25 protein-coding genes, 2 pseudogenes and 1 riboswitch are annotated in these 25,854 nt (G+C 69.9%); of the genes and pseudogenes, 14 read left to right on the top strand and 13 right to left on the bottom strand.

The annotated features are described in order from the left end of the window. Positions 1-75: 75 nt before the first annotated feature. The 6 genes from AB0C82_RS12050 (at position 76) to grpE (ending at position 7,652) form a co-directional block, all read left to right on the top strand. A complete protein-coding gene (locus tag AB0C82_RS12050; protein WP_362839431.1) occupies positions 76-2,232 on the top strand; it encodes a PEP/pyruvate-binding domain-containing protein in 2,157 nt (718 codons plus the stop codon). After that, positions 2,229-3,149: a hypothetical protein gene (locus tag AB0C82_RS12045; RefSeq protein ID WP_362839428.1), complete on the top strand. Its 921-nt coding sequence runs from the start codon at positions 2,229-2,231 to the stop codon at positions 3,147-3,149. The genes AB0C82_RS12050 and AB0C82_RS12045 overlap by 4 nt, the downstream gene beginning before the upstream one ends. Positions 3,150-3,350: 201 nt before the next feature. Continuing rightward, a complete protein-coding gene (locus tag AB0C82_RS12040; protein WP_362839425.1) occupies positions 3,351-4,097 on the top strand; it encodes a dual specificity protein phosphatase family protein in 747 nt (248 codons plus the stop codon). Positions 4,098-4,665: 568 nt separating this feature from the next. Continuing rightward, a complete protein-coding gene (locus AB0C82_RS12035; protein ID WP_362839422.1) occupies positions 4,666-5,163 on the top strand; it encodes an Hsp20 family protein in 498 nt (165 codons plus the stop codon). Positions 5,164-5,175: 12 nt separating this feature from the next. Continuing rightward, on the top strand, positions 5,176-7,035 hold the full coding sequence (gene dnaK, locus AB0C82_RS12030) for a molecular chaperone DnaK (RefSeq protein WP_362839419.1): 1,860 nt from the start codon (positions 5,176-5,178) through the stop codon (positions 7,033-7,035). After that, positions 7,032-7,652 carry a nucleotide exchange factor GrpE gene (gene grpE / locus AB0C82_RS12025; protein ID WP_362839416.1) on the top strand — a complete coding sequence of 207 codons (621 nt, stop codon included), beginning with the start codon at positions 7,032-7,034 and terminating at the stop codon, positions 7,650-7,652. Before dnaK ends, grpE begins: the two co-directional genes overlap by 4 nt. A gap of 64 nt (positions 7,653-7,716) precedes the next feature. Here the strand turns inward: grpE and AB0C82_RS12020 are convergent, their stop codons facing one another. From AB0C82_RS12020 to AB0C82_RS12005, 4 genes and pseudogenes are all read right to left on the bottom strand, one after another. Beyond that, the gene (locus tag AB0C82_RS12020) at positions 7,717-8,664 is read right to left on the bottom strand and encodes an NmrA/HSCARG family protein (protein WP_362839413.1); all 948 of its coding nucleotides are present in this window, start codon (positions 8,662-8,664) and stop codon (positions 7,717-7,719) included. Positions 8,665-9,067: 403 nt separating this feature from the next. Beyond that, positions 9,068-10,186: pseudogene (locus tag AB0C82_RS12015) on the bottom strand (ATP-binding SpoIIE family protein phosphatase); the annotation flags it as partial. A 39-nt stretch (positions 10,187-10,225) separates the two neighbouring features. Further along, positions 10,226-10,558, bottom strand: a pseudogene (locus AB0C82_RS12010) (PAS domain-containing protein); the annotation flags it as partial. A 506-nt stretch (positions 10,559-11,064) separates the two neighbouring features. Further along, positions 11,065-12,030: a pirin family protein gene (locus AB0C82_RS12005; protein ID WP_362839410.1), complete on the bottom strand. Its 966-nt coding sequence runs from the start codon at positions 12,028-12,030 to the stop codon at positions 11,065-11,067. Positions 12,031-12,186: 156 nt separating this feature from the next. On the opposite strand from AB0C82_RS12005, the gene AB0C82_RS12000 reads away from it, so the two are divergent. Continuing rightward, entirely contained in the window at positions 12,187-12,540 is a 354-nt protein-coding gene (locus tag AB0C82_RS12000) for a tetratricopeptide repeat protein (RefSeq protein WP_362839407.1), read from the top strand. Between the two features lie 247 nt (positions 12,541-12,787). Here the strand turns inward: AB0C82_RS12000 and AB0C82_RS11995 are convergent, their stop codons facing one another. The 3 genes from AB0C82_RS11995 to AB0C82_RS11985 form a co-directional block, all read right to left on the bottom strand. Beyond that, positions 12,788-13,522: a TetR/AcrR family transcriptional regulator gene (locus AB0C82_RS11995; protein ID WP_362839404.1), complete on the bottom strand. Its 735-nt coding sequence runs from the start codon at positions 13,520-13,522 to the stop codon at positions 12,788-12,790. Positions 13,523-13,556: 34 nt separating this feature from the next. Beyond that, a complete protein-coding gene (locus AB0C82_RS11990; protein ID WP_362839401.1) occupies positions 13,557-13,817 on the bottom strand; it encodes a hypothetical protein in 261 nt (86 codons plus the stop codon). Positions 13,818-13,894: 77 nt separating this feature from the next. After that, positions 13,895-14,644 (bottom strand): SDR family oxidoreductase, encoded by a 750-nt coding sequence (locus AB0C82_RS11985; RefSeq protein WP_362839398.1) that lies wholly within the window; start codon positions 14,642-14,644, stop codon positions 13,895-13,897. A 186-nt stretch (positions 14,645-14,830) separates the two neighbouring features. Here AB0C82_RS11985 and AB0C82_RS11980 point away from each other — a divergent pair, with 186 nt between their 5' ends. Next, positions 14,831-15,406 carry a GNAT family N-acetyltransferase gene (locus AB0C82_RS11980; protein ID WP_362839395.1) on the top strand — a complete coding sequence of 192 codons (576 nt, stop codon included), beginning with the start codon at positions 14,831-14,833 and terminating at the stop codon, positions 15,404-15,406. A 153-nt stretch (positions 15,407-15,559) separates the two neighbouring features. Here the strand turns inward: AB0C82_RS11980 and AB0C82_RS11975 are convergent, their stop codons facing one another. Next, the gene (locus AB0C82_RS11975; protein ID WP_362839392.1) at positions 15,560-16,336 is read right to left on the bottom strand and encodes a CbtA family protein; all 777 of its coding nucleotides are present in this window, start codon (positions 16,334-16,336) and stop codon (positions 15,560-15,562) included. 26 nt (positions 16,337-16,362) lie between these two features. Further along, entirely contained in the window at positions 16,363-16,578 is a 216-nt protein-coding gene (locus AB0C82_RS11970; RefSeq protein ID WP_362839389.1) for a CbtB-domain containing protein, read from the bottom strand. A gap of 59 nt (positions 16,579-16,637) precedes the next feature. Next, positions 16,638-16,702, bottom strand: a riboswitch (cobalamin riboswitch). A 152-nt stretch (positions 16,703-16,854) separates the two neighbouring features. Here AB0C82_RS11970 and AB0C82_RS11965 point away from each other — a divergent pair. Further along, a complete protein-coding gene (locus tag AB0C82_RS11965; RefSeq protein WP_362839387.1) occupies positions 16,855-17,403 on the top strand; it encodes a histidine phosphatase family protein in 549 nt (182 codons plus the stop codon). Between the two features lie 154 nt (positions 17,404-17,557). Here the strand turns inward: AB0C82_RS11965 and AB0C82_RS11960 are convergent, their stop codons facing one another. Next, the gene (locus tag AB0C82_RS11960) at positions 17,558-17,779 is read right to left on the bottom strand and encodes a DUF6480 family protein (protein ID WP_362839384.1); all 222 of its coding nucleotides are present in this window, start codon (positions 17,777-17,779) and stop codon (positions 17,558-17,560) included. Positions 17,780-17,924: 145 nt separating this feature from the next. Here AB0C82_RS11960 and rpmG point away from each other — a divergent pair, with 145 nt between their 5' ends. The 4 genes from rpmG to rpsR are packed head-to-tail and all read left to right on the top strand — an operon-like array spanning position 17,925 to position 19,820. Beyond that, positions 17,925-18,089: a 50S ribosomal protein L33 gene (gene rpmG / locus AB0C82_RS11955; protein WP_362839381.1), complete on the top strand. Its 165-nt coding sequence runs from the start codon at positions 17,925-17,927 to the stop codon at positions 18,087-18,089. A gap of 26 nt (positions 18,090-18,115) precedes the next feature. After that, positions 18,116-18,370 (top strand): type B 50S ribosomal protein L31, encoded by a 255-nt coding sequence (locus tag AB0C82_RS11950; RefSeq protein WP_362839378.1) that lies wholly within the window; start codon positions 18,116-18,118, stop codon positions 18,368-18,370. Further along, the gene (locus tag AB0C82_RS11945) at positions 18,367-19,557 is read left to right on the top strand and encodes a GTP-binding protein (RefSeq protein WP_362839375.1); all 1,191 of its coding nucleotides are present in this window, start codon (positions 18,367-18,369) and stop codon (positions 19,555-19,557) included. Before AB0C82_RS11950 ends, AB0C82_RS11945 begins: the two co-directional genes overlap by 4 nt. Before the next feature lie 38 nt (positions 19,558-19,595). Next, a complete protein-coding gene (gene rpsR, locus AB0C82_RS11940) occupies positions 19,596-19,820 on the top strand; it encodes a 30S ribosomal protein S18 (protein ID WP_362839372.1) in 225 nt (74 codons plus the stop codon). A gap of 245 nt (positions 19,821-20,065) precedes the next feature. On the opposite strand, the gene AB0C82_RS11935 is transcribed toward rpsR, so the two are convergent. Together AB0C82_RS11935 and AB0C82_RS11930 are read right to left on the bottom strand one after the other, a co-directional pair. Continuing rightward, entirely contained in the window at positions 20,066-21,292 is a 1,227-nt protein-coding gene (locus AB0C82_RS11935; RefSeq protein WP_362839370.1) for an alginate lyase family protein, read from the bottom strand. 378 nt (positions 21,293-21,670) lie between these two features. Then, on the bottom strand, positions 21,671-22,981 hold the full coding sequence (locus AB0C82_RS11930) for a hypothetical protein (RefSeq protein ID WP_362839367.1): 1,311 nt from the start codon (positions 22,979-22,981) through the stop codon (positions 21,671-21,673). Positions 22,982-23,476: 495 nt separating this feature from the next. On the opposite strand from AB0C82_RS11930, the gene AB0C82_RS11925 reads away from it, so the two are divergent. Next, positions 23,477-24,781, top strand: coding sequence for a DUF2254 family protein (locus tag AB0C82_RS11925; protein WP_362839364.1), 1,305 nt, complete (start codon positions 23,477-23,479; stop codon positions 24,779-24,781). 170 nt (positions 24,782-24,951) lie between these two features. On the opposite strand, the gene AB0C82_RS11920 is transcribed toward AB0C82_RS11925, so the two are convergent. Next, positions 24,952-25,803 (bottom strand): YhjD/YihY/BrkB family envelope integrity protein, encoded by an 852-nt coding sequence (locus AB0C82_RS11920; RefSeq protein WP_362839361.1) that lies wholly within the window; start codon positions 25,801-25,803, stop codon positions 24,952-24,954. Positions 25,804-25,854 lie beyond the last annotated feature (51 nt).

Genomic DNA, 25,854 nt, shown 5'->3' with positions numbered 1-25,854 from the left:
GCCGGACGGCGGACCGATGGTTCCCGCCGGGCGCCACGGCCGACGGGGTGACAGTCGCGGGGAGGAGAGCGCCGGATGACGTACGACGTGGACAGGCTCGCGGTGGTCTCGCTCAGCGACGCCGAGGCCCGCGAGCGGGACCTGTGCGGTACCAAGGCCGCCAATCTGGCCCACGCGGCGGCCGAGGGCCTGCCGGTACTCCCCGGCTTCGTGATCGTCCCTGCGACCCGGGCCCCACGGGCACCGCGCGGCCCCGAGGCGCTGCGCGCGGCCTGGCGGGAGCTGGGGGGCGAACGACAGCCGCTGGTCGTCCGGTCCTCCTCGGTGATCGAGGACACCGAACAGTCCTCGATGGCCGGCCGCTTCGAGTCCGTGCTCGACGTCCGGGCCTGGAACGCCTTCGGCGAGGCGGTCCGCCGCGTTCTGGACTCCGCGGGCCGGTCGGCCCCGCCCCCGACGCGCGACCGGCCGACTGCCCACCCCGCCGCCCTCGACATGGCGGTGCTGGTCCAGCCGATGCTTGAAGCGCGCGCCGGGGGCGTGATGTTCGGCGCCGACCCCGTCGAGGGCCGTTTCGACCGGATCCTGGTGAGCGCCGTCAGGGGCGGCCCCGACCAGCTGGTCAGCGGCCGGACCGAAGGAGTCCGCTACCAGCTGACCCGCTACGGACACCTGCTGCACACGGAACCCGCCGTCCCGCGTCGCAGTCGGCCACTGGGCCGCCGCGCCCTGGCGCAGCTCGTCCGGCTGGCCGGCCGCACCGAACGGGTTTACGGCAGCCCGCAGGATGTCGAGTTCGCCTTCGACTCCGGGGGCAAACTGTGGCTTTTCCAGTCCCGCCCGATCACCGCGATGGCCGGGCGACCTCCGCGCGGCGCCCGCCTGCTGGGCCCTGGACCGGTCGCCGAAACCCTGCCGCACGTCCTCCAGCCCTTGGAGGAGGATCTGTGGCTGGCACCGATGAACCAGGGCCTGACTCTGGCCCTGGACATCACCGGCGCAGCACCACGCCGCACTCTGCGCCGGCTGCCGGTCGCCACGTCCGTCGACGGCCGGGCCGTCGCCGATCTGCTGCTGATCGGCGCCGCCCCGGCAGCTCACCCGGTGCTGAAGTTCATCAACCCGGCCCCCGGCGCCCGCCGCGCCGCAGCGGCCTGGCGGGTCGGCCGACTGCGCGTCGCCCTCCCGCTGCTCGCCCGTGACCTCATGGCCGACGTCGACCGCCAGCTGCACGACCTCGTCGTCCCCCGGCTGCTGCTGAGCGGCGAACTGCTGGGCGCGATCGCCTGGGGTCGTACCGTACTGGCCTCGCTGCACGCCCAGGAGTCGCTGGCCGGGGCGCTGCTGGACAACGACACCGGGAACACCGCGGCCGGCGAGGCGCTGGCGGTGCTTGCCGAAGGCCGGGCAGGCGGGCTCAGCGAGGAGGAACTGCTCACCCGGCACCCGGTCCTGCTGACGCTGCTGCCGCCCACACTCGGCGAACGCCCCCCGCTGCCCCCGCACGCCGACCGGCACGACGTACCGCGCGGCGTCGCCTCCCTGTCCCTGCGCGAGGGGCTGCGACTGCGCATCCGGTGGGTACAGGAGATGCAGTCCGCGATGGTGGCCGAGATCGGAAACCGGATGGACCAGCACCACCTGGCAGGCGAGCGCCACAAAATCGCGCTGCTGCGCTGGCCCGAACTGCTCGGCCTGGGGGACCACGGCACCCGCCCGGTGGACCTGGCCAACAGGGTTCCACGCCCCGATACCCCGCAGCTGCCCGCCGCCTTCCGGCTCGCCGACGGCCGGCCACAGGCCGTGCCGGCCGGCCGCCGCCACGGTCGCGGAGGCGATGGGCACGAAGGCCAAGCCGCAGGCGGCGGCTACGGCACCGGGACCGTCTGGCACGGTGAGGGTGCGGTTCCGCAGGACGCGGTGCTCGTGGTCGCCACACTCGACCCCGCGCTGGCGCCGCTGCTGCCGGACCTGTCCGGACTCGTGGCCGAGACCGGCAGCGTGCTCTCGCACCTGGCGGTGCTGGCCCGCGAGCACCAGGTCCCCACGGTCGTGGGGGTGGAGCACGCCACCGACCGCTTCCGCCCGGGCACCACCGTGCGGGTGGACGGTGCGACGGGCACTGTCGAAGCGATCCCGGCCGCCGGCCGCGCCGATGACGGCATCGATGGCGGCGAGTCGGGGACCAACGGGCGCGGCCCACGCCGTCCGGGCGGAAGGAACCCGATGTGAAGTACATCGCCTATCTCTTCGGCGGCCTGTGCGCCTCCGCCTCCGGCGCCTACCTGATCCTCTACCTCTACCGCTGGGAATGGCAGCGGGCCATCATCTGCGGCCTCATCCTGGTCACCGTGGAGGGCTTCCTCATCTGCGCGATCCTGCTCGGGCGGATGGGCCGGCTGGAGCGGCGGATCGCCGACGGCGACGCCCGGGTGGAGGAGATCACAAGGCGTCTGGAGCACGCCCGCGACGAGTCGGCCGTCAGCCCTTTCCGCTGGCTGGGCACCGATCCGTACGGCGACGGGCCCGGCGGTACGAACAGGACCTTCGTCTTCGTGCCGATGCTGCTGGTGACCGGCGTCGTGCTCACGGGCGTCGCCTGGCTGATCCGCCGGATTGCCGCGACCACCCGCCCCGGCGCCGAACGCCGGCTCGCCGGCCGCCTGGCACCGCTCGCCGCCCCGCCCGCCGGTATCTATGGCCCGCTGCCACAGCTGGAGGACCGCCCCGCGGTCCCCGAGGGCGATCCCTGGCGCGTCCTGCTCGCCGTAGTCGGCACGGGCGCGCTGGTCACGCTGCTGATCCTCGGTGTGCACGTGCTGGAGGAGGCCACCGAGACGCGCGCCGAGAGGCCGCCGAACGCGGCGGCGACCACCATCGTCTTCAAGGTGGAGGTCCACGGTCCCACCGGCCCTGTGGCCCGTGACCTCGCGGCCCGCGCCCTGTGGGGGGTGTGCAGCCGCTCGACCAGGCAGCTGAGCGCCCATTCTCCGCTCAGCAGGCTCTCCGACGGGGTCTACGCGGGCCTCGTCCGCCCGGCGTTGGGCTCACACGACACGCTCCGTCTGCGCGGCTGCCTGTCGGATGCCGCAGTCAACCGGGCGAGCGCCGTCGTGCTGGGCGACGGGCAGGCCGAGCGTCCTCGTTGACTGGTACCTGATGAGGGTAATGTTACGTTTTGTACAGAAGCGCCAGGTCGAGCGGGTACGATGCAGAGAGCCGGTAGCGCGCGGAGTCTCCCGCCCGGGGTCGGCGCCGACCCGCACGCAGCCTGGCAGTGTCGGCGGTTTTCCCCAGGAGTGGTGGAAGCGCTCGTTTCCCTCCTTCCCCACCTTGGTGGTGTCCCCGTTTTGATTTCTGCGCCCTCCCCGACAACCCTCCCCTCCCCCGCCCCGCCCACGGCCGACGCGCTCCCCCCGGACAAGACCCCTCCCCGATCCCGCCGCCGGTGGGTACGCCGAGTCGTCGCGACCCTGTTGCTCTCCGTCATCGGTTACGCCCTGCTCTGGGGCGGCGTGGCCGGCGGCATCCTGTTGGTGTCCGCGTGGGCCAGGGACGACCACATCTCGTCCGGTCAGCGCACCGCGGCCGGCATCAACCACTTCCTGCGGGTCGACGCCAAGGTGTGGCGCGGCTCGGCGCCCAATTCCGCCGGCTACCGGGAACTCGCCCACCAGGGCATTCGCACGGTCGTCGACCTGCGGGCGGAGAAGATGTCCGCCCACGGCCGCTCGCTGCCCGCACAGGCGGGGCTGACAGCAGTCCGCCTGCCGATCCGCGACGGTCAGACCCCCACCGAGCGGCAGGTGGACACCTTCCTGAAGGCCGTCCGCCAGTCACCCGGGCCGGTCTACGTGCACTGCGGCGCCGGCGTCGGCCGTACCGGCGCGATGAGCGCCGCCTATCTGGTGGGGACCGCACAGGCCACCTCCGAGCAGGCCGCGAAGCGCAACCTGGCGGTGGGACCGCCGTCCGTGGAGCAGATCTACTACGCGCTGAACGTCTCGGCCGACAAGGCCGACAACCAGCCGCCGGACCTGATCAAGGCCCTCAGTCGGGCCCTCGACGCACCGCGGCGGATCTTGTCGTACCTGTGAGCAGGGATTCGACCTTCCGTACTGCACCCGCCAGTTCCCGAATTCCGCGACTGGTCGGGCCGCGGTTGTAGCACCCCCCGATCTCGTCCGTCGGCGGCTTGTGGAGCCCGGGCGGCAAGGTCCCTGAAGACCGCGAGCAGCACCGAGCGAGGGCGGCCGGCCGAGCAAGCCGTGGAACGGGTGCCACACCTCGGGGCTTCGGAAGGCCGGCCTGGTGATGGGCAGCGAAGGATAGGAAGATCGGTGTATGGGCACGGGTCCGGAGCGAAGTGCCGGCGCCGGGAAGGACAGCGCCGTCGGAATGGGCAGCGGCGTCGACGCGGTGCCCCGGACGGCGCTGCGGAGGCCGGCGCTGCCTGCGGAGGTCGTTGACGCACTCTCCAGCACTCCCGACGGCCGGGAAGCCGTCCGGCCGTGCTACTGGCGCCCGCGCCGTGATCTCACCAGCGGCCATACGATCCGGTGTCGCACCCACCCGGTGTGAGTCGACCCTTGTCAACTTTATTGCAACGCGCTATATAGGTGGTGTCGCCACGTGCATCCGTGACGACAGGGAGAGGAGTGAACGATGACGCTCCTTAGGACCGATCCCCTACGTGAACTGGACCGGCTGGCACAGCAGTTCGCCTTCGCGCTTGACCTGCCCGGTGTCCACCGCGAGTCCATCGACCCCGACGTCGAACACATCGTCCTCAGCGTCCGGGCGGACCGGCGGACCACCGCTTCTGGAGACCACCGCGACGTGCTGATCGCGGAGCACCCCTCCGGCAGCTTCAGCCGCCGGCTGTTCCTCGGCGAGACGCTGGACACCGACCGTATCGAGGGCTCCCACGAGGCCGGCGTACTTCGGCCGAGCATTGCGGTCGCCGAGGAGGCAAAGCCTCGGACGGTCGAGATCAGGGCCGTAGACGGCTCACGCAAGGAGATCAACGCGTTGTCCGGCGGTACGCGCGTGGTGAGGCCGATGTCAGCGGAGTCGAGCTCTGCGACCGCTTCGGACTCGGCGTCCTGCCGGAATCCCACCGCCGCCCGGCGAGGTGAACAGTCGAGAGGTTCATGGATCTGAGAGGAGCGGATGATGACACGCGCAGTCGGGATCGACCTGGGCACGACCAACTCCGTCGTCGCGGTCCTGGAGGGCGGCGAGCCCACGGTCATCACCAACACCGAAGGAAACAGGACCACCCCTTCCGTGGTGGCCTTCGGCAAGGGCGGAGAGGTCCTGGTCGGAGAGATCGCCAAGCGGCAGGCGGTCACGAACGTCGACCGCACGGCGCGGTCCGTGAAGCGCCACATCGGTGAGGCGGACTGGCGTTTCCCGGATGCCGGCGACATCGGCGGAAAGCGGTATACGGCGCAGGAGATCTCGGCACGCGTCCTGCAGAAGCTGAAGCGCGATGCCGAGGCGTATCTCGGTGAGGACGTCACGGACGCCGTGATCACCGTTCCGGCGTACTTCAACGACTCCCAGCGCACCGCGACGAAGGAGGCCGGCGAGATCGCGGGGCTGAAGGTGCTGCGGATCATCAACGAGCCGACGTCCGCGGCGCTGGCGTACGGGCTGGACAAGGAGAACGACCAGACGATCCTCGTCTTCGACCTGGGCGGCGGCACGTTCGACGTGTCGCTTCTGGAGATCGGCGAGGGGCTGGTGGAGGTCAAGTCCACCAACGGTGACACCCACCTCGGCGGCGACGACTGGGACCAGAAGATCGTCGACCACCTCGTGAAGCAGTTCCAGAACGGGTACGGCGTCGACCTGTCCAAGGACAAGATGGCGCTCCAGCGTCTGCGCGAGGCCTCGGAGAAGGCGAAGATCGAGCTGTCCGCCGCCACCGGGACCGACATCAACCTGCCGTACATCTCCGCGTCCGCCGAGGGCCCGCTGCACCTGGACGAGAAGCTCACGCGCTCCCAGTTCGAGCAGCTGACCGCCGACCTCCTGGAGCGCTGCAAGGCGCCGTTCCACAACGCCGTCAAGGACGCGAAGATCAAGGTCTCGGACATCGACCACGTCATCTTGGTCGGCGGCTCGACCCGCATGCCCGCCGTGACGGAGCTGGTCAGGGAGCTGACGGGCAAGGATCCGCACAAGGGCGTCAACCCGGACGAGGTCGTCGCCATCGGCGCCACCCTCCAGGCCGGTGTGCTCAAGGGTGAGGTGAAGGACGTCCTGCTCCTCGACGTGACCCCGCTGTCGCTTGGCATCGAGACCAAGGGCGGCATCATGACGAAGCTCATCGAGCGCAACACCACGATCCCGAACAAGCGCTCCGAGATCTTCACGACGGCCGAGGACAACCAGCCGTCCGTGCAGATCCAGGTCTTCCAGGGCGAGCGCGAGATCGCCGCGTACAACAAGAAGCTCGGGGTGTTCGAGCTCACCGGCCTGCCGCCGGCCCCGCGTAGCGTGCCGCAGATCGAGGTCGCGTTCGACATCGACGCCAACGGCATCATGCACGTCACCGCCAAGGACCTCGGCACCGGCAAGGAGCAGAAGATGACCGTCACCGGCGGGTCCTCCCTGCCTCGCCAGGACATCGACCGCATGGTCCGCGAGGCCGAGCAGCACGCCGAGGAGGACCGCCGCCGCAAGGAGGAGGCCGAGACCCGCAACAGCGCCGAACAGCTCGTCTACCAGACCGAGAAGCTGCTGCACGACAACGAGGTCAAGGTCCCGGTCGGCCTCAAGGCGGAAACCGAAACCGCGATCGCCGACCTCAAGGAGAAGCTCAAGGGTCAGGACACGGCGGCCATCCGCACGGCGACGGAGCGCGCCGGCAACGTCGCGCAGAAGATCGGGACCGCCCTCTACGAAGCCCAGGGGGCCGCAGGCGGTGACAGGCCGGCCTCCGATTCCGGGTCGTCCGGCGCGGGTGAGGAAGTCGTCGACGCGGAGATCGTCGACGACGAGAGCCCGAAGGGAGACGCGCGATGAGCCCACCGAAATCATCCGACGGACCGCGAAAGCAGCCGCCCCCCATCGTGATCAGGGACAAACGACCCATCGACCCTGTCACCCTCGAGCTCGGGGCAGGCGACGGCAATCCCGAGCACAGCGGGACCGGGAGCGGCGAGTTCGGGACGTCCGGCGACGCCTCTGCCGCCGGGACCGACGCTGTGCAGAGCCTGCTCGCCGAACGGACCGCCGACCTGCAGCGCCTCAAGGCGGAGTACGACAACTACCGCAAGCGGGTACGGCGTGACCGCCTCGCGATACGGGAAATCGCTGTCGCCAACGTCCTGGGCGGCCTCCTGCCCGTCCTGGACGCCATCGATCAGGCCCGCAAGCACGCCACCCTCGATCCCGGCATGCGAGCGGTCGCCGACGCGCTCGAAACCCAGCTGGCCACGCTCGGCCTGCAGGAAGTCGGGGCCACAGGAGAACCCTTCGACCCCACCCGCCACGAAGCGATCTCCTACCAACGGTCCGACAAGGTCGACCGGCCAACCTGCACCACCGTCCTCCGCGCCGGCTACCGCGTCGGACAACACCTCCTGCGCCCGGCCCAGGTCACGGTGAGCGAACCACCCGACCAGGAGGAGCGCGGATGAGCACGGCAGACCACATGCCGCCCGCCTGCGGAGATGCCCACTCCGGCGGAGGGTGGGGTACCGGTCAGGACAGGTGGAACTGATCGCGATGCGCGGTCAGCCAGGTTCGGAAGTCCTGCAGCCCGGGGTGGAGGGCACGTACGGCGTCGAGGTCGCGGGCGGTGGTGAAGGCGTGCTCGCAGTCGGCGTAGTACTGGAACATGTTGCCGGCCTCGTCGGCGCCGGGAAATCCGAGCGCGCGGAAGGCGTCCGGCGTCAGGGGGCGGTATCGCACCGGCTCGCCCAGCGTGTCGGTCATGGCAGCGGCCATGTCCGCGACGGTGAGATGCTCACCGGCGATGCTGATGGTGGCGGGGATGAAGTCGGTGCCGCCTTTGAAGAGGGCAAGCGCGGTCTCGCCGATGTCGGCGACCGCGATGCCGGAGAGCCTGCTGTCACCCATGGGGTAGGCGAGTTCGAGGGTTCCGTCCTCCCCGCGCTGCGGGACGAACATCGACAGCAGGTTCTCCCAGTAGAAGGTGGTCCGCAGGAACGTGGTGGGTACGCCGGCGTCGGTGAAGAAGTGGTCGGCCTCCGCCTTGGCGTCGAAGTGCGGCACGTTGTAAGTGCCCTGCAAGATGGGCATCCGGCCGTCGTCGAGCGGGATGCACTCGCGCGTGTCCTCCAGCGTGGACCAGATCGCGTGCTGCACCCCCACATGCCCGGCGGCCCGGGCCAGTTTCTGCGCCTGATCCTTCTCGTGGGCCGCGGACATGTCTTCCCAGAAGTTGGTGACCAGGAAGGCGCCATAGGCGCCCTCCAGCGCCGGTCCCAGGCTCGCCTCGTCATCCATGTCGGCCCTGACGACCTCAGCACCGAGACCTTCCAGCTCTCTCGCCCGGTCCGAATCCGGCCTGCGAGTCACAGCCCGCACAACGAAACCGCTGTCCTTGTCCCCCAAAGCCGCCCGCGCCACCGCCCCGCCTTGCTGTCCCGTCGCGCCGAACACGGTGATGATCCGCCTGTTGTCCATCGCCAGCACCTCTCCCTGCCGCAGCCACCTCTAGGAACCTGGTAGCGAAACCTACGGCGGCACAAACCCCCCGACGCCGACGTACACGCCGAGATGCCCCACCGCCACCCACACGAGGGCTCCGCCCGGGCAGACCGGACGCACTGCACTGCTCGGCTTCGTCCGCGTCGCCTGGCCGCCCGATCTCTTACGGAGTCGGACCGTGACGACCGGTACCCCTCTTCGTCGCGTACGTGTGCGCTTGGCAGGCGAGGCGCGGGTGGTCATTGACCGCGTTGCGAATGCAGCTGCTACCCGGCTCAGGAGCGGATCTTGCACCCTGCCTGGCGGCACAGGGCCTTGCGTCCCGCCCCGGGATCACTTCGGAGAGGGACTGATGTCCTTGGGCATTCTCCGTACCCGACTACGCCGCGAGGGCCGTGGCAGACGGCTGATGAGCCCGGCGCTGTTCTGCCCAGATCGTCTTTCCCACACCGGTGTGCCGAATGCCCCACCGCTCACACAGCTGCGCGACCAGGAGCAACCCCCGACCGCCCTCATCCATGGCGTGGGCCCGACGGGCGTGGGGGGAGGTGCTGCTGCCGTCGGAGACTTCGCAGATCAGCATGCCGTCGTGGATGAGCCTCAGCTCGATCGGCTCGGCGGCGTACCGCAGGGCGTTGGTGACCAGCTCGCTCACGATCAGCTCGGTGGTGGGCGCGTCCTCGTCCAAGCCCCAGTCCTTCAGTTGGGCGACGGTACGCCGACGGGCCTCCGGGACCGCGGCGGGGTCAGCGTGGATTTTCCACGAGGCGACATACGTGTCGTCCAGTGGGTGGGTACGGGCGATGAGCAGGGCGACATCGTCGTCCGGAGGACCTTGGAGAAGGGATTCCAAGACCGTGTCGCACACCTCGTCGAGCGAGGAGGCCGGGGTGGTGAGGGCCTGGAGCAAGGCACCCAGGCCGGTATCCAGATCCCTGCCACGGGCGCCGATGAGCCCGTCGGTGAACAGTGCCAGGAGGCTGTCGGCCGGCAGGGCGAAATCGGAGGCCACGAAGGGCACGCCCCCTACGCCCAAAGGCGGCCCAGGATCCAGTTCGAGAAGGCCGACGGTGCCGTCCGGCCTCACCACCGCCGGTGCCGGGTGACCGGCGCTGGCCACGGTGCAGCGGCGGGAGACGGGGTCGAAGACCACGTACAGGCAGGTCGCCCCGAGTTCCCCCTCGGAGCTGGTCCTCTCCCGGGCCTCGTCGATGATCAGCGCGTCGAGGTCAGTCAGCAGCTCTTCGGCAGGCAGGTCGACATCCGCGAGAGTGCGCACCGCCGTACGCAGCCGTCCCATGGCGGCGGACGCCTGGATGCCGTGGCCGACGACATCGCCGACGACGAGGGCGACGCGGGCCCCGGACAGAGGGATGACGTCGAACCAGTCGCCGCCGACGCCCGCGTGTGGATCCGAGGGGAGGTAGCGGGTTGCGGTTTCCACCGCATGCAGGCTCGGCAGGCGCTGCCGAAGGAGACTCTGCTGGAGCGCCAGCGCGGCCAGGTCGCTTTCGTGCGGAACGGCTGCGTGCAAGGACCACGACTGGATGCGGCCGTCGACGCCGAGCAGGGGTGTTGCCCGCAGCTCGGTCTCGATCCGGTCACCGGCTTTGTCCCGCAGGACGACCCGGCCCATCCATGTCCTGCGTTCGAGCAGCTGCCGACGGGCCTGGTCGGGCAGCCGCCCGTCCGCCAGCAGCCCGGAGGCGGTTCGGCCGACAATGTCGCGAGGGCTGTAGCCCAGCAGCGTCTGGGCGCCGGGGCTCCATGCGATGACTCTGCCCCTGGAGTCGACGGCGGCCGCCGGGGACTCTGTCGTCGGCAGAGGGCCGTCACTCTTCGGACGGGAATGTATGCGGTTGCCGCTCATCATCTTCACCCCTGCCTCGCGCGCCTCAAGCAGCGGTCACGACCCTCGCGAGGCATATACAGACGGCAGAGCAAGGTCGCTCACATGCCTCCCACGGTCACATGGACGGGGATCAAGCATCTGACGTCTCGGCGCCGGACCACGGACACCCACGAGGCACGGTGCTCTGGCTCGCCCCGTACCTTTTTGTTCTTGTTAAAGACTATATGATGTGCTATGCGGGATGTGTGGGGTCAATCGGCGAGGTGCCGGGCTGATCCCGGGCACGGTGATGTGGTCCGCCGGTGGCGGTCAGCGCGCACTGTCCGGTCATCTGACTCACGGGGCCAAGCTGCCCACTGCGACGCCGCACTACTGCTCTGCGCCAACCCCTGTACCTGGCACATGCGCGACGGACAGCTGGTCCGGGGACGATTCCGGAAGCCGCCGGACCGATTCGGCTTCTGAGCATGGGACCGCGCCGCCGCGCCCAGGAGCGCACCCGGTCCCGGCCATATAAGCGCGGCTCAGCGCACCCTCCCCCGCGGCTTCAGCGCCACAGGCGGCAGTTCCGGGGCGGCCAGCCGGCCCCCGTCGTAGCCGCGCACCTCCCCGAAGCGTGCACCGGCCGCCCAGTCCGACCGCGCCTGCTCGATCTCCTCGTGCGAACGCCCCACGAAGTTCCACCACATCACGATCTCCTCTTCGAACGGCTCTCCGCCGAGCAGCATGAGCCCCGCGTCGGAGAGGGCCCGCAGAGGAAGTTCGGTGCGGCCGCAGCCCAGATAGAGCATCGAGCCGGGGAGCATGGGGACGCCGTCGACCTCAGCTTCGCCTGACATCGACAGGACCGCGTACTCGAAGTCCGGGTCCAGCGGGACCTGGGCGTCCGCGCCGCTCGTCAGGGCGAGGTCGGCTCCGATGATCGGGGTGTACGTGGTGCCGGGCGAGGTGGCGCCGTCGAGTTCTCCGAGGATCACGGTGGCGATGAGGCCGGGTGCCACGACCGTGGGGAGATCCGTGTGGTGCTGGAAGTGCGGCTCGACGTTCCGATGGACGTCGGGCAGGGCCACCCAGAGCTGGGCGCCGTGAAGGAAACGGGCGTGCGGCTTCGGGCTCTCCTCCGAGTGACTGATCGCCCTGCCCGAGGTCATCAGGCCCAGCTCACGGGGACGGATCGTGCGCAGGCTGCCCACGCTGTCGCGATGAAGCACTTCGCCGTCGTGCAGCCAGCTCACCGTTTGCAGACCCATGTGCGGATGCGGCGGTACCTGCATCCCGGGCTCGTCGGCGATGTCGTCGGGGCCGTAGTGATCCACGAAGGCCCAGGCCCCCACCATCCTTCGGCCCAGATTCGGCAGCAGTCTGCGGACCTCGGTCGATTCGCCCAACTGGACGTGACGCGGGGCGAGTAGTTCGCGCACCGGCTCGGCGACGACGAAGCCCCGTCCTCCGCAGACGGAGGGTGTGGCCTGGCGATCGAGATTGCTCATGGCACTCAACCTATTCCCGTGGAGCCCGGGAACGCGCCCGTCCCCACGCCGAAAATTCTGTGGAATGTTCAACCATCATGCTGTGTTGAAGGCCCTGAACGGATCACCGCGGAAGCCGCGGAGCACATCCGCCGACAGCTTGGCCGAGGAGGACCAGTGGACGAGACCTACTACGAGTTCGGCACGACCGCCGACCGCTGGGACCGGGCGCAGATGTTCTTCGAGGCGAAGGAGTACGTCACCGCCGCCCGCATCCTGGGCGGGCTGGTCGAGGAGGTGCCGGAGCAGGTCGCGCCGCGGCTGCTGCTCGCCCGCGCCTACTACCACTCGGCGCGCCTCGGGAAGGCCGAGGCGGAACTGCGCGCCGTACTGGAGCGCGACCCCGTGGAGGACTACGCGCAGCTGATGCTGGGCCGCACCCTGGAGCGCCAGGGAAGGCACACGGAGGCCCAGCCCCACCTGCGCATGGCGGCGGCGCTGACCGGAGACTTCACTCCGGGTGCGCCGTAGCGGAGGCTGCCCGGAACGTCGGTGCCGGTGCCGGTGCCGGAACCGGCGCCTGGCCCTCGCCGGTCCTGTCAGGAGACCGTGAGCTTCGGTTCCGGTGCACTCCGGGAGCTGCTTGAGCTCCGGTGTGTCGTCAGGCCTGGAGCTTCGGTTCCGGTATGTCGTCAGACCCGGGGCTTCGGTTCCGGTGCGTCCTCACAGCCGGGGCTTCGGTTCCGGTAGTCGTCAGACCCGGGGGCCCAGGGTGGATTCAGCCCCGGGGCCCCGGGTCGCTCTGCGTGTTGGAGACACGGTCCAGCCATTCCGTCATCAGGGCCGCCTCCGCGGTGCTGAGCCCGGCTCCGTGGGACTGCCGCAGCAGGGCGCTCAAGGTGGCTGCGGTACTGGGAACCGCGACTGCCGCGAACGGGGCGGCCGTGTCCGCCACACCGGCGTCGGTCGCATCCGGCGTCAGGACGGCAGCATGCACGGCATCGCGTACCCGTTGCGACGCCGTGGGGTCCGAGAAGGTCGCCGGGCGTGCCACCAGCATGAGTGCGACACCCACGTTGGCCGACATGATCATCTGTGCCGCCAGCTCGGGAGCGACCAGCAGCCTGCCCCGTGCCGCCGCCCGCTCCAGGTCCCGGGTGAGAATCCGGTGCGCTTCCAGAGCCGAGGCCGGCGGGGTGCGCATCGCGGGCGAGTTCATCAGCCGGTACAGATTCGGGTTGCGCAGGGCGAAGTCCACATGACTGTCCCAGCCCTGGCGGAGATCCTGCACCGGGTCCGTGGACTGGTCGCGTTCCCGCTTGGTGGCCAGGTAGGCGTCGAAGCCGTGGTCGACGACCGCCGACAGCAGGCCTTCCTTGTCCCCGAAGTACCGGTACAGAGCAGGAGCTCCGACCTGTGCGGCCTCACACACGGCACGCGTGGAGACATCGCCGTCCGGGGACGCCGCGACCAGCCCGGCCGCCACCTCGAGAATGCGCGCTCGTGTACTCATCGGACGGACGCTATCAAGCACCGCCCTGCGCAGCTCAGACGCGGGCATGTGGGGTCAGGAGGTCTTCGAGTCCTATACACCCGAGGAACTCGGCGCGGACGCGGTCGGCGGCGACACCGACCGCCTCGGAGCCGCCGCCGACCGCCAGTTGATCGGGGGTGAACTTCTCCATGCGGCCTGTGCCCATACGACGGGCGTTCTCGTTGACAACTCCGGGGCCGCTCGCGACTGCTGTCGCCTTCAGGGCTGCTGGGGCGTTCGTGACTGCTTCCGCGTGCGTGACGGTCTCGTTCATGCCCGCACTTCCTGTCCGTGGCGGATTACCGGGTCGATCGCAGGGTCGGTACCAGGCCCTTCGGCTGGTCGGTCGCGTCAGACGATGCCACCGTTGGCGCGCACCACCTGGCCGTTGATCCAGCGGGCCGGGCCTGCGAGGAAGGAGACGACCTCCGCTATGTCCTGCGGGGTACCCAAGCGCTCCAGCGGCGCCTGGGCTGCCATCCGCGCAACGGTTTCCTCATCCTTGCCGTCCAGGAACAGGGCGGTAGCCGTCGGTCCGGGCGCGACCGCGTTGACAGTGATGTCCCGACCACGCAGCTCGCGGGCGAGGATGAGGGTCATGGCCTCGACGGCGCCCTTGGTGGCCGCGTAGGCGCTGTAGCCGGGAAGCGAATGGGACAGTACGGAGCTGGAGAAGTTGATGATCGCTCCGCCTTCTCGCAGGCGACGTGCGGCCTGCTGGTCGACGACGAAGGTGCCACGGATGTTGGTGCGGTGCATCCGGTCCAGGGCGTCCAGGTCCGTATCGACCAGCGGGGCCAGCGTCATCACACCTGCGGCGTGAACGACCACGTCGACACCCCCGAACGATTCCTCTGCGGCGTCGAAGAGGGCGGCGACGGCGATCTCGTCCGCCACATCGGCACGGTGAGCAAAAGCGTCGCTGCCCGCCGCGACGATGCCGGCGACCACGGCCTCGGCCTCGGCCTGGTTGCCCGCGTAGTTGACGACGACGGCGAAGCCGTCCGCCGCGAGCCGTGCGGCACTCTCGCGTCCGATGCCGCGCGAGCCACCGGTGACGACGGCGACCCTGCGGCGTGCGGGGGCGTTCTGCTCGCTCATGACGTTGCTCCCTGATGACGTAAGTGGTGCGGACGGCGCCCTCCCCGGCGAGGAGATATCAACGCTAACACCGATTCGTTACCATCGCTACCCTACTGACATAGCGACGCTACTTATCAGCGCTACCCCTCCCCCGCTGCGCATATTCGGATGCACTCGGCACATGCGCCGTGATACTCCCCTGACATGGATGATCTTGTGACGCCACGCCTCACCCTGCACCTGATGAGCCCGGCCGAAGCGGCGGACATAGTCGCGGGGGAACCGGGTGCCGGCACCCGGTGGGCCCCCGGATATCCGTCCGAGGGCGACAAGGGCGCCGCGAGGCGCTACCTCGATACGTTCGAGACGGCCGGGGATCCCCGGCCGTTCGGCTCGTTCGCCATCAGCCTGCGGGAGGACGGTCAGGTGATCGGCGGCATGGGCTTCCACGGCGTCCCGGACGAAGACGGCCAGGTGACCATCGGCTACGGCCTCGCCCCCGCGGCCCGAGGTAAGGGCTACGCCTCCGAGGCACTTCGCGCCGTACTGGAGTTCGCCCGCTCGCAGGGCGTCGCATCCGTGAAGGGTGACGCGGACCTCGACAACATCGGTTCGCACCGCGTCATGGCGGCGGCCGGTATGCGACTCGTAGGGGTGGACGACCAACTGCACTACTACCGAGCCGACTTGAACAGCGAGGACGCGGGGGACACACCGCGCGCCCAGGAAGCACCCCACACGCACGACACACGGGCTTCCCGGGACGCCAAGCGCGCATAGGAGACCTGGCGGTCGAGGGGGCGCTCCGGCAGGCAGGGGCGCCGCAACTCACAACAGCGCAACCCGCCGGACGGTGCCCGGCGGGTTGCGAAGGGGATCGGCAGATGTCAGTAGGGGCTTGGTGTGACCGATGGGGCCAGTCACCGCCACCCCTCAGGTCAGCGACCCCGCCCGGGACCCGGCGGACCCGGCTCTCGTGTCCGCGCGCGGTCCGTCCGCCCCCGGGTCCAACAGACGCTCGGTCAAGTACCCGAAGACGAGGCCGAAGGCGGCCCACAGCGTCCCCTGGATGGCGAGCGTGGACAGCCGGAACTGCCAGAGGAGCGTGGCCGGGAAGTCCTCGCCCACCTCGTTGAACGAAGGCAGGAAGGCGTACGCGAGGCCGATGAGGAACACGAATCCGGCGAACGCGGCGATGGACGCGTTCCAGTTGCCCAGCCGGGGTGCCAGCCGTTTACCGAGGATGACCGCGGCGAGAGCGAGCAGCACACTCAGCGCCACCATCAGGAAGAACAGGGCGGTGCGCTGTCCGATGGTGCCGGGATCCCCGACGGCCGGCGGGTTGGCCGGGTACTTCAGGAACGGCACGACGTACACCGTCAGCAGCGCGGCGCCGGCGACGAAGGCGGCTGTGGCCCTGGGGCCGAAGTCGCCGATGCGGCCCAGCGCGTAGCAGAAGACGAGTGCGGCGATGCCGCCGACCGCGACGCCGAACACCAGGATGCCGGTGGCGAGTCCGCCGGTGGCCTGCGTCGTACGGCTGACGAGTTCCTCGCCGCCGTGGTCGTGGTGGTGGGCCGCCTCCAGTGCGATGGCGGCATCCACCTGGGACTCGCCGAGGAAGTAGGCGACGACGAGAGCGAGCACGCCCGCGACGAGGCCCGCCAGCATCCCTCGGACGAGCAGAGCTCTGACAGATATGGAGTTCACGAGACTGTCCCCTGCGTATCGGTTACTCAGTGGCAGGGGAAACCGAGCAGGTGCCGGCCGTCGTGAACCCACTCGTGCACGCCCTCACCCGCGATGACCGAGATGGCGCCCTGCTCGGCGCCCACGAAGTAGAGCAGGACGAGCATGAGGATGCCGAAGAAGGCCGCCCACGGGGCAAGGGCCTTCAGCGAGATGGGAGTGATGGCGGGTGCGCCGGTGATGGGGGCAGCGGACTGTGCCATGGCAGAACCTCCTGTGGGAACACGCGTCCCGATCGTGGTGCCTGAGACGACAGTGCCGGGTCTGACTTCCCGCACAGGTACGGGTTCACAGTGGCGCGACCGTGCCGGACTTTCACCGGCTTCCGTCACACCGTCGTCATGGTGGTCGTGACCATACCGTCTGTGGCCGGGCACCGCCATGGTGCAATCGGTTCGGCGGCCGACCCGCATAAGCCCTGCACCATGGGCCACATGGGCAGGTGAGGGTGTGGAGGGAGTGCAGTGACGGTACGGGTGATGTTGATCTCGCCTGCGATGAACGCGGCCTTGCGCGAGGCCCGGTTCGAGGGCGACGCGCCCCTCGACGCGGCCGGAACACGTCGCGCTCGCGCCGCGGCGGGTCAGGTGCCGGGGGCGGATCTATACGTGAGCGGGACCTCCGAGCGCTGCCTGCGGACCGCGGCCGCGCTCGGGCTGCACCCCACGCCCGAACCCTCCCTCGCCGACTGGGACATGGGCCGCTGGCGCGGGAAGCGGCTGTCCGAGGTGAGCGACGGCGAACCCGAGGCGGTGGCGTCCTGGCTGGCCGACCCCTCCGCCGCTCCGCATGGTGGGGAGTCACTGGCTGAGCTGTCCTCACGGGTCGGCAACTGGCTCGGCGACCTGGACGAGAGCAGCGGCCGCGTGCTCGCCGTCGCCGAGCCCGCGGTCGTGCGCGCCGCGATCGTCCACGGACTCGGCCTGCCTTCGGCGACGTTCTGGCGCCTCGACGTGGCCCCCTTGACCATCACCGAACTCAGCGGTCGCCGGGGCCTCTGGAACCTGATGTGCGGCCAGGTTCTGTGAGTGCGTGAGTGAGCGCGCGGGTGAGCGCGCCATGCGCCGGATCAGCCACTGGCGAACCGCTCGCGAGCGCCGTCGTCGCGCCTGTCACGCACACCGCTGCGCCGCTTGAGCCGCCCACGCGACGGATGCCGCGCGCAGCGGTCACGCGCAGCGGTCAGATGAGGATGGCGTAGACGAGGAAGAAGGCCGCCACCACGACCGCGAGGAAGAGGATCGCGATCAGTGGCCCCTTCGCCCATCCCCTGGGCGGCTCGTTCCACGGCCCCGCCTCCGACGTGCTGCTTTCCGCCGGGGGCGTATCACCGGTGGGAACGCCCCCGCCGGGCTCCAGTCCGGGCGTGTTGCGCGGGTCCGGGTCGGGATTCGCAGTGCTCATACCTCTCCGCGTACCCATTCAGCCACAAATGCACCAAATCTCATGAATCTTCCTCCGGAGACTCCACCAAGACCCCCCCCCGGAGACCTCCGGACGCTCCCGAGACCCTTTTTGAACATGGAAATCATTGCCATATAGTGTCGCCATGGCACGCAACGAAGTACGCCCGATCATCAAACTCCGCTCCACCGCCGGCACCGGGTTCACCTACGTCACCCGCAAGAACCGGCGGAACGACCCGGACCGGCTCGTACTGCGCAAGTTCGACCCGCTCGTCCGCCGTCACGTGGACTTCCGCGAAGAGCGTTGATCCCCTGCGACCCGAAGGACATCACCATGCAGCCCGGAATCCATCCCTCGTACGGCCACGTCGTCTTCCGCGACAAGGCCGCCGACTTCGCCTTCCTGACCCGCTCCACCCTCACGAGCGCTCGCACCGTCGAGTGGGAGGACGGCAACACCTACCCCGTCGTGGACGTGGAGATCTCCTCCGCGAGTCACCCCTTCTACACCGGTACGGCCCGAGTCCTGGACACGGCGGGCCGGGTCGAGCGGTTCGAACGCCGCTACGGGAGCCGTGAGGGCCGGTGACCGGGAAGGACCGGAAGCTGCCCGTCGTCATCGTCTGCGGGCTGCACTCCGATGCCCGGCGCGAAGTGGTGGAAGGGCTGCTCAGAAGCGTTCCGCACAGCGTCGCGCTGCACCACGATCTGACGACGGCCTCGAAGGGAACGGTGCGCCGGACTCTCCGTGACGCCTCGGGAGAACAGTCCGGCGGCGAGGCACCCCTCGTCAACGACTGCGCCTGCTGTGCGCTGCGTGAGGACCTCATCCCGGAGCTGGAACGGCTCGCGGACAGCGGACTCACCGCGCTTGCCGTCCTCGAACTCTGGGATTCCGTCGAGCCGAAGGCCATGGCCGAGGTCATCGCCGCTCACGCACAGGAATGGGCCGAGGTGACGAGCGTCATCACCGCGGTCGACCCAGCCCTCGTACAGCCCTACCTCGTCAACGGGGACGACCTCGCGGAAGCCGGGCTCGCCGCGGCGGCAACCGATCAGCGGACCGTCGGAGACACCTGGGCCCGCCAGCTGGAGTACGCCTCCGTCGTCGCTCTGGTGGACAGCGGGGGCGCAGCGGACGGGGAAGGCGGGCAGGGCCGGGAGGCGGCCGACGAGGACCGTGCGCTGATCGGGCAACTCCATCCCACCGCCCGGCAGGCGGCGGCCGGATCGGATGCGCTGACGGCCCTGGCGCTTGCCGGGTTCGACGTGGAGGCAGCAGGTGCGGCCCAGCACCCCGCCTGCGCCCTCCTCCCCCAGGACGCGGACGAGGCAGGGGTGAGCACCCTCGTGTGGCGCAGGCACCGGCCCTTCCACCCCGAGCGCCTGTACGCGGCACTGGAGGATCTGAGCTGTGCGGCCGCACGCAGCCGGGGACGCTTCTGGCTCGCCGACCGGCCCGACACCCTCCTGTCCTGGGACGCCGCGGGCGGCGCACTCTGCGTCGAGAACGCGGGTCCGTGGCTCGCCTCACTGCCGGACGCCGCCTGGGACATGGTGCCGCCCTTCCGGCAGGCTGCCGCCGCGCTCGACTGGCACCCGGTCCACGGCGACTGCTGCCAGCACCTGGTCTTCGTCTCCCCCGGACTCGACCGCGACGGCCTCACCACGTTGCTGGACTCCTGTCTGCTCACCGACGACGAGTACGGACCGGGACGTGAGGCGTGGCGCAGCCTCCGTCCCGCCTTCGACTCACTTCTCGACCCGGTCCACTGACCACCCGGAACCGACCGCACACCTTCCGAGGAGAACTGATGCCACGCCGCCCGGATCCCCACAGGCCCGCCAGGCCCCGGCCCAACCCGCTCGACGCCGCCAGGATCACGTACATCGACTACAAGGACACCGACCTGCTGCGGAAGTTCATCTCCGACCGGGGCAAGATCCGCAGCCGCCGCGTCACGCGGATCAGTGCCCAGCAGCAGCGGCTCATGGCCACCGCGATCAAGAACGCGCGGGAGATGGCGCTGCTGCCTTGAGAGCTGGACACCTCGGGTGTCCCGTCCGCCTCCGGTGACTGGCGCTTCGCTCCGCTTCCCCGGTAAACGGCGGACGTCGAGGCGAGTGCCGGGAACGGTGGAAGCTCGCTCGCCCTGCCGAAAGCCGCGCCGGACGAGGACCTGACCTACAACTTCGCCGAGTACGTCACCACGCGCTGCCGACGGAGTGAGGCGACCTGCTCCGGGGCGTACCCGGAGCAGGTCGGGAGTTCGTCGCCGTGAGGTCAGTTGGGGTTGTTGGCGTGGGTCAGGGTCTCCCACGCCACGAACAGGTTGTTCGACGCGGCCGGCCGCTGCCGCTCGGTGAGGGTCTGGGTGTTGGTCATGGCGTACCCCATGCGGTTGTGCAGGGCGTTGAAGCCCACCTCGGTGACCGGGCCCAAGCTGTCCTTGAGCGTGCCACCGCACAGCGAGGGCGGTACGGCCGCGCCCAGCTGGTAGGTGGCGTGCAGGCCCAGTGCGTGCCGGAGCCGGTCGGCGATCTCCGGGTAGAGGTCCTGGCCCTGGATGCGGCTGGTCTCCGCGATGTGGGAGATCGCGGAGAGCCCGTAGCCCGTGTGGGTCAGGTCGCGGCACGTCTCCTGGGAAAGCCCGTTCATGAAGGTCGACTGCCCCTGCCAGTACCTGACGATCTCGTCCCGGGTGTCGAGACCGCTGCCGGGCGCCGCTTTCGGCAGCGCGCCGTCCGCGGTCACATAGATGTACGCCGGGACACGTCCGCGGAACTTGGTGACGGCCTTGTCATAGGCGCTCCGGTCCTCCAGGAAGACCGCGATGCCGAGAGCCGCCTCGGTCATGGACAGTTCCCAGTTGCCGTTGCTGTGCGAGCCGTTGCTGACCTCGGGCAGATAGACGTCGCGCAGCATCGTGGCGAAGCGGCCGGAGTTCGGCCAGCCGGTGTAGGTGTACTTGATGATCTCGGCCGCCCGCGGCCAGGAGGATCCGGCCCAGCCGGTCTGCAGCGGTGCGTTGCTGTTCGTGTGGTCCTTGATCACTCCGGACCAGGCATCCATGATCTGGATGGCCTTCTGGGCGTACCGGCTGTCCTTGGTGATGAACCAGGCCAGCGAGAGGGTGTACGCGGCTATCGCGTCCTCCCGCTCGTCGGTGCAGCCGTAGTTGGGGTTGGAGTACGAACCGCACTCGACGATCGCACGGGGCTTGGCGGTCCGGGTGAGGGAGGCGTACGCGCCGGCCATCATCTGGTCGTACGCCGACTTCCAGGGCTGGGCGCCGGTCAGGACCTTCTGGCGGACGAAGTCGAGCTGGGGGCGGCTGACCAGGACACCGGGATGGGTGAACGAGGCAGGGGCCGCCGCCTGTCCGGTCGTTGCGGGAGCAGGGGCGGCGGTGGCGGTTCCGGCCGCGGCCGGGGCTGTGATGGCCGTGGTGAGCAGTGCGGCCAGAGCTGCCGCCGTGCCCAGGGCGCGCGCGATGGTGCCGGTTCGCATGGGGGGTGCCTTCCAGTGGGGGAGATTCAAGCCCGCCCGTCCACGATCGTTCATGTATATGAACATCGAGTCGGGTTGTGAACCTGTCAATGAGTCAGGAACCTAGAACCAACCTGAGCGCCCGTCAAGCGTGCGGCCGACCGCCCGGCCCGAGGCCGCAAAGGTTCAACGGCGAGATCGCGCCTGCCCTGAGGCATCTCCATGACGCAGCGACCGTCCGCCTGCTCGACCTGACGTCTCGTCCGCGAGACCTGCTCGGCGACAAGGATCTGCGGACGGCAGCGCCTGGACCCACCCGGCCGCACGGCTTCGCGCACGTAAGCCGCGCGCCGCTCCCCGGATGAGGGAGCGGCGCGCGGCTTACGTGACGCCTGCGGCTCACATGGTGCGGGCGGTCGTCTCCGACGGTGCGTCGTCGGGTGTGTCCGCGCCCAGGAACTCCACCACCGCGAGCGCGAGGAGCAGCACGAGGGCCAGCCCGACGACCACCCACCCGGTGGGGTGGGACCACAGGAGGTAGACGACCAACGCGGCGGCGACCAGGACCCGGATGATCCAGGCGCGGAAGCGGCGGACGAAGGGGCCCACCGGGCCCGTTCGCAGACCGGCGCGGCCGGCCGTGGTGCGCGCCGCACCGATACCGGACGTCCACAGGCCCCTGACCAGGCCGGCACGCCTTCCCGGGCCGGACAGCCAGGCGGCCAGCGCGACGACGACACCCAGCGCGACAGCCATCCGGATCATGGTGTGCAGCAGATGCGTCAGGGTGTCGTACACCTCTCCGGCGGCGTCCGGATCCACGCTCGCAGGCAGCGCGTCGAGGTAGATCGCACGGAACACGTGCAGCCCGATGCCGAGCAGTCCTGTCGTGGCGGCCACCGCCAACGCACCGGTGATCAGAGCCCGGCGACGGCGTTGCGAGAGCAGGACTCCGCCGGCCACCAGGACGACGGCGAGAACCGGCAGCCAGTTGCCCGCGATCTGCAGGACACGCACATACGTCTTGACCTTGCCGACGTCTTCCGACCGCACGAGGACGAAGTCGGTGTGGATCTCCGGGATCCGCTTCGCGACCTGCATTCCCTCGTCGACGAGACGCTGCTTCACGAGGTCGACGACGGGGGCGAGGTCGAGGGTGACGGTGTCGTTGTCCAGCTGCACCGCTCCCCCACCGCTGCCGGTGAGCGCCTTGTCGACGGATGCATGGATCTTGCGGTTGGCCTCCGTCCAGATGGTCGCGAAGGCGTCCGAGGCGGCGATCTCCCGCGCCTTGTCGTGCACGAAGCTGCGTACCGCCCCCTCCAGGGAGTCGCCCAGCTTGCCTAGCGCCTTCTCGAGGCGCGGCCGGTCCTGCGGAGCCACGTCGGACAGCAGCGCCGACAGGTCCAGACGCGTCATGAGAGCCCCGGTGACCCTGTTGGCCACGGCCTCCTGGATGTGCGGCTTCGAGGCGAGTGGGGCCACGGTCTCCACGTAACGGTCCGTGTCACCCACCACGTCCGCCGCCCAGGCGGAGACGATTCCGAGGGGCGCCAGCAGACAGCCCAGGACGATCAGCACCGTGGCCAGAACCGACCTCGCGTGGTGCCGCGGGCTCGACCGGCCGGCTTCGAGCGACGTGACACGGGCGCGGAGTTCATGGAGCTCCGACTGATCACCGCCGTGTGCGGAAGGTCCTGTGTCCGCCACCGGCGCCTCCTTATCCACGTGGACCACTGTTGGGTGTCAGCCGACCGCCGTTCGCGCGGGTACGCCAACGGAGCGCGCCCGTTGGAGCGACGGCGCCGTCGGCCGATCACGGTCCGTTTGCCCGGCACACCTGCCATGTGCCGGGCGTGCCGGGAGGCCGGCCTCGCGGTCGTCCTGGCGGTCTACCTCCTGGGGGGCGGTGCAGGTCCGCGGCGGGGATCATGGGGCGGCCCTTCCCTGAGCGACCGGCGACCGGCGACCGGCGACCGGCGACCGGCGCAACTCGCCGGGACCAAGGATCGGTTGCACCATGGGTGTCCCGGACTCAGCCGGATCTGACCCACCGCAGATCAGACCCACCACCCAGTTCAGACCCACCCAAGCTCAAGACCCGTCCCGGATACACCCCGCCGTCGAGAGCAGGAAGACGATGAACGTTCTCAGGCCCTCTGCCTCGCCCGACGGCCCCGTCCGACGGCCGCCGCGCCCGCTGCGATGACGCCGCCGCCCTCTCGCGCACGTTTCCCCAGGCGGAGCAAGGGCTCCCATCGCGTCCGGAGCGCCCGCAGTCGCAGCGCCGCGGTCCTGCTGGTGCTCGCGGGGGGACTTCTCGGATGGGGAATGCCTCGGTGGGAGCGGCACCTCCCCGAAGCCGGCCTGGGCTTCGACGCCTCGACCGCTCAGGCGACCCTCGCCGCCATCGCCGGCGGCATGATCACTCTCGCCGGCTTCATCGTCACGGCCATCACGCTCATCGTGCAGACCGTCCAGGCCATGTCGCCCAGACTGGTCTCCGCACTCGGCCACTTCAGCCGCTACCTCGTCCTGTTCGGCCTGCTCATCGGCACCGCTCTGTTCGCGCTGGTGGTCCTGAGCCAGGTACGGGACGACGACGTGCCGCGCGCAAGCGTGACGCTCGCCGTGGGCCTCGTACTCGTCGACTCCGTGATCGTCCTGCGCCTGCTCGACTCGCTGCGCCACGCCGTCACCGGTGGCGGTCTCGCCCGCGCGGTCGGCGACCGGCTGCGGACCGTCATCGACCAGGCGTACCCACAGGATCCGGAGGCGCCACCGCGGCTCAGCGTGGATCAGTCGCCGACAGCGGTACGGGTGCCGGTCCTCCACCACGGCCGACCTGCCGTCATCCTCGCGATCGACGAACCGAAACTGGTCAGGATCGCCGCCCGGCATCACGTGCGGGTCCGCTTCGTCCGCGCCGTCGGCGACTTCGTGGCCGAGCCGGCGAAGATCGCCTTCCTCGAGCCGGCGCGGCCGGGCGGGGGCGTCGACCGGAAGCTGGCGGAGCATGTGGCCGCCTGCGTCCGGTACGGCCCGAGCCGCACCGTCGAACAGGACACGGCCTACGGGTTCCGTCTCCTGGCCGACATCTCCGTCAGGTCCCTCTCCCCGGCGGTCAACGATCCCACCACGGCCGTGCAGGCGCTCGACCAGATCGAGGACGCCCTGGTGCGGCTGGCCGGCCGCTCGCTGGGAGACGCCTGGCTGCTCGACGACACGGGCGCTCCCAGCGTCTCCTACCCCGCGCCACGATGGCAGGACTTCATCTCCCTCGCCCTGGACGAGACGCTGTTGTACGGAGCCATGAACCCCCAGGTGGCGCGGCGGGTGCGCGCGTTGCTGGCCCACGTGGCGGCCGCCGCACCAAAGGACAGGCTGGCGCCGGTGGGAGAGCGCCTGGACGCCCTGAACCGCATGGTGACGGCCGCCATGCATGATCCGCTGCTCAGGGATGTCTCCGGTACCGCCGATCCGCAGGGGCTGGGCGGGCCCTCCGGCTGAGACGGTGGCGGGACCTGAAGCGGCGTCACAGCGGTGTCGGTCATGTCCGGCGGGTCTGTGACCACGACGCGGCCCTCGGCCACCTCGCCGCCCGCGCTCCTGCGGATGTGAGGCCGGAGGGGGGATCCGACTGTGGGGCCCGCCCGGCGTCAGTCGTCAGTCGTCAGTCGTCAGTCGTCAGTCGTCGAGAGGGTGGGGCGTGTCCCGAGCCTGTGGCTCAGTGGCGGCTCCTGGGCCAGCACGGCGCCGATGGTGAAGGCGAAGGTGAGCGCGGCGCACACCACGATCAGCCAGGACAGCATGGTCAGGACCAGCCCCAGGGAGCCGTACTCGGCCAACGCCCTGTTGAGCGCACCGGGCATGTAGAGCCGTGCGGTGAGCCCGAGGACGGTCGTGGCCGCCGCGGCCAGGAGGGCGCCGGGGAGCAACGGCAGCCATGCGACACGGTTGGCGAGCAGCAGGTGCTGGGTCCACAGCCACACCGCCGTGCTCGTGAGGAAGAACAACGGTGTGCCCAGCCACAGGCCGGCGCCGAAACCTTCACGGACCGGTGCCTGAAGAAGCACCACCAGGAGCAGCGCCAGCAACCACACCATCCAACGCCACACCGCGATCCTGGTTCCCGACTTGGGCAGCCCCCAGGCCCGCTCGCAGACCCTGGACATGGCGCGGCTGAAGCTCGTGGCGGATACGAGTGCGACGACCGCGCCGACGGACCCCGTGGTCTCCCGCAGTTCGTCGGAGCCTGAGTGATCCAGCACCTGTTGCAGCTCACGGTTGGACGGACCGTTCAGACCGAACATGGCGCGGAGCGACTCGCCCAACTGGTCACGCACGGTGTGCGGGGCGAAGGCGGCCAGGGCGAACAGGAGCGGAACCGCGGCCAGGAACGCCTGGGCAGCGAGGCGGGTGGCGGAATCCAGCAGGTTCCCGCTCACCAGCCTGAGGGTCAGCTCGGAGAGCACGGGGAAGCGTTTCTCGGCCCCACTCCGGATGCTCCGCACCCGGGTCGCCCACGACATCCCCACCTCCCGACCCCACCCCGCCCGATCCAGGCCATTGGAGACGACAGC

Source organism: Streptomyces sp. NPDC048560 (assembly GCF_040650955.1).
Taxonomy (GTDB): domain Bacteria; phylum Actinomycetota; class Actinomycetes; order Streptomycetales; family Streptomycetaceae; genus Streptomyces.
This window is presented reverse-complemented; position numbering and strand designations above follow the sequence as displayed.

What these genes read in the sequence shown, in the direction of transcription:
- AB0C82_RS12005 (WP_362839410.1), bottom strand. Translation starts at nt 12,030, where the DNA reads ATGAGCAATCTCGATCGCCAGGCCACACCCTCCGTCTGCGGAGGACGG.
- AB0C82_RS12050 (WP_362839431.1), top strand. Translation starts at nt 76, where the DNA reads ATGACGTACGACGTGGACAGGCTCGCGGTGGTCTCGCTCAGCGACGCC.
- AB0C82_RS11980 (WP_362839395.1), top strand. Translation starts at nt 14,831, where the DNA reads ATGGATGATCTTGTGACGCCACGCCTCACCCTGCACCTGATGAGCCCG.
- AB0C82_RS11970 (WP_362839389.1), bottom strand. Translation starts at nt 16,578, where the DNA reads ATGGCACAGTCCGCTGCCCCCATCACCGGCGCACCCGCCATCACTCCC.
- AB0C82_RS11960 (WP_362839384.1), bottom strand. Translation starts at nt 17,779, where the DNA reads ATGAGCACTGCGAATCCCGACCCGGACCCGCGCAACACGCCCGGACTG.
- AB0C82_RS11950 (WP_362839378.1), top strand. Translation starts at nt 18,116, where the DNA reads ATGCAGCCCGGAATCCATCCCTCGTACGGCCACGTCGTCTTCCGCGAC.
- AB0C82_RS11925 (WP_362839364.1), top strand. Translation starts at nt 23,477, where the DNA reads ATGACGCCGCCGCCCTCTCGCGCACGTTTCCCCAGGCGGAGCAAGGGC.
- AB0C82_RS11965 (WP_362839387.1), top strand. Translation starts at nt 16,855, where the DNA reads ATGTTGATCTCGCCTGCGATGAACGCGGCCTTGCGCGAGGCCCGGTTC.
- AB0C82_RS11935 (WP_362839370.1), bottom strand. Translation starts at nt 21,292, where the DNA reads ATGCGAACCGGCACCATCGCGCGCGCCCTGGGCACGGCGGCAGCTCTG.
- grpE (WP_362839416.1), top strand. Translation starts at nt 7,032, where the DNA reads ATGAGCCCACCGAAATCATCCGACGGACCGCGAAAGCAGCCGCCCCCC.
- AB0C82_RS11985 (WP_362839398.1), bottom strand. Translation starts at nt 14,644, where the DNA reads ATGAGCGAGCAGAACGCCCCCGCACGCCGCAGGGTCGCCGTCGTCACC.
- AB0C82_RS11995 (WP_362839404.1), bottom strand. Translation starts at nt 13,522, where the DNA reads ATGAGTACACGAGCGCGCATTCTCGAGGTGGCGGCCGGGCTGGTCGCG.
- rpmG (WP_362839381.1), top strand. Translation starts at nt 17,925, where the DNA reads ATGGCACGCAACGAAGTACGCCCGATCATCAAACTCCGCTCCACCGCC.
- AB0C82_RS12035 (WP_362839422.1), top strand. Translation starts at nt 4,666, where the DNA reads ATGACGCTCCTTAGGACCGATCCCCTACGTGAACTGGACCGGCTGGCA.
- AB0C82_RS11990 (WP_362839401.1), bottom strand. Translation starts at nt 13,817, where the DNA reads ATGAACGAGACCGTCACGCACGCGGAAGCAGTCACGAACGCCCCAGCA.
- dnaK (WP_362839419.1), top strand. Translation starts at nt 5,176, where the DNA reads ATGACACGCGCAGTCGGGATCGACCTGGGCACGACCAACTCCGTCGTC.
- AB0C82_RS11920 (WP_362839361.1), bottom strand. Translation starts at nt 25,803, where the DNA reads ATGTCGTGGGCGACCCGGGTGCGGAGCATCCGGAGTGGGGCCGAGAAA.
- AB0C82_RS12020 (WP_362839413.1), bottom strand. Translation starts at nt 8,664, where the DNA reads ATGGACAACAGGCGGATCATCACCGTGTTCGGCGCGACGGGACAGCAA.
- rpsR (WP_362839372.1), top strand. Translation starts at nt 19,596, where the DNA reads ATGCCACGCCGCCCGGATCCCCACAGGCCCGCCAGGCCCCGGCCCAAC.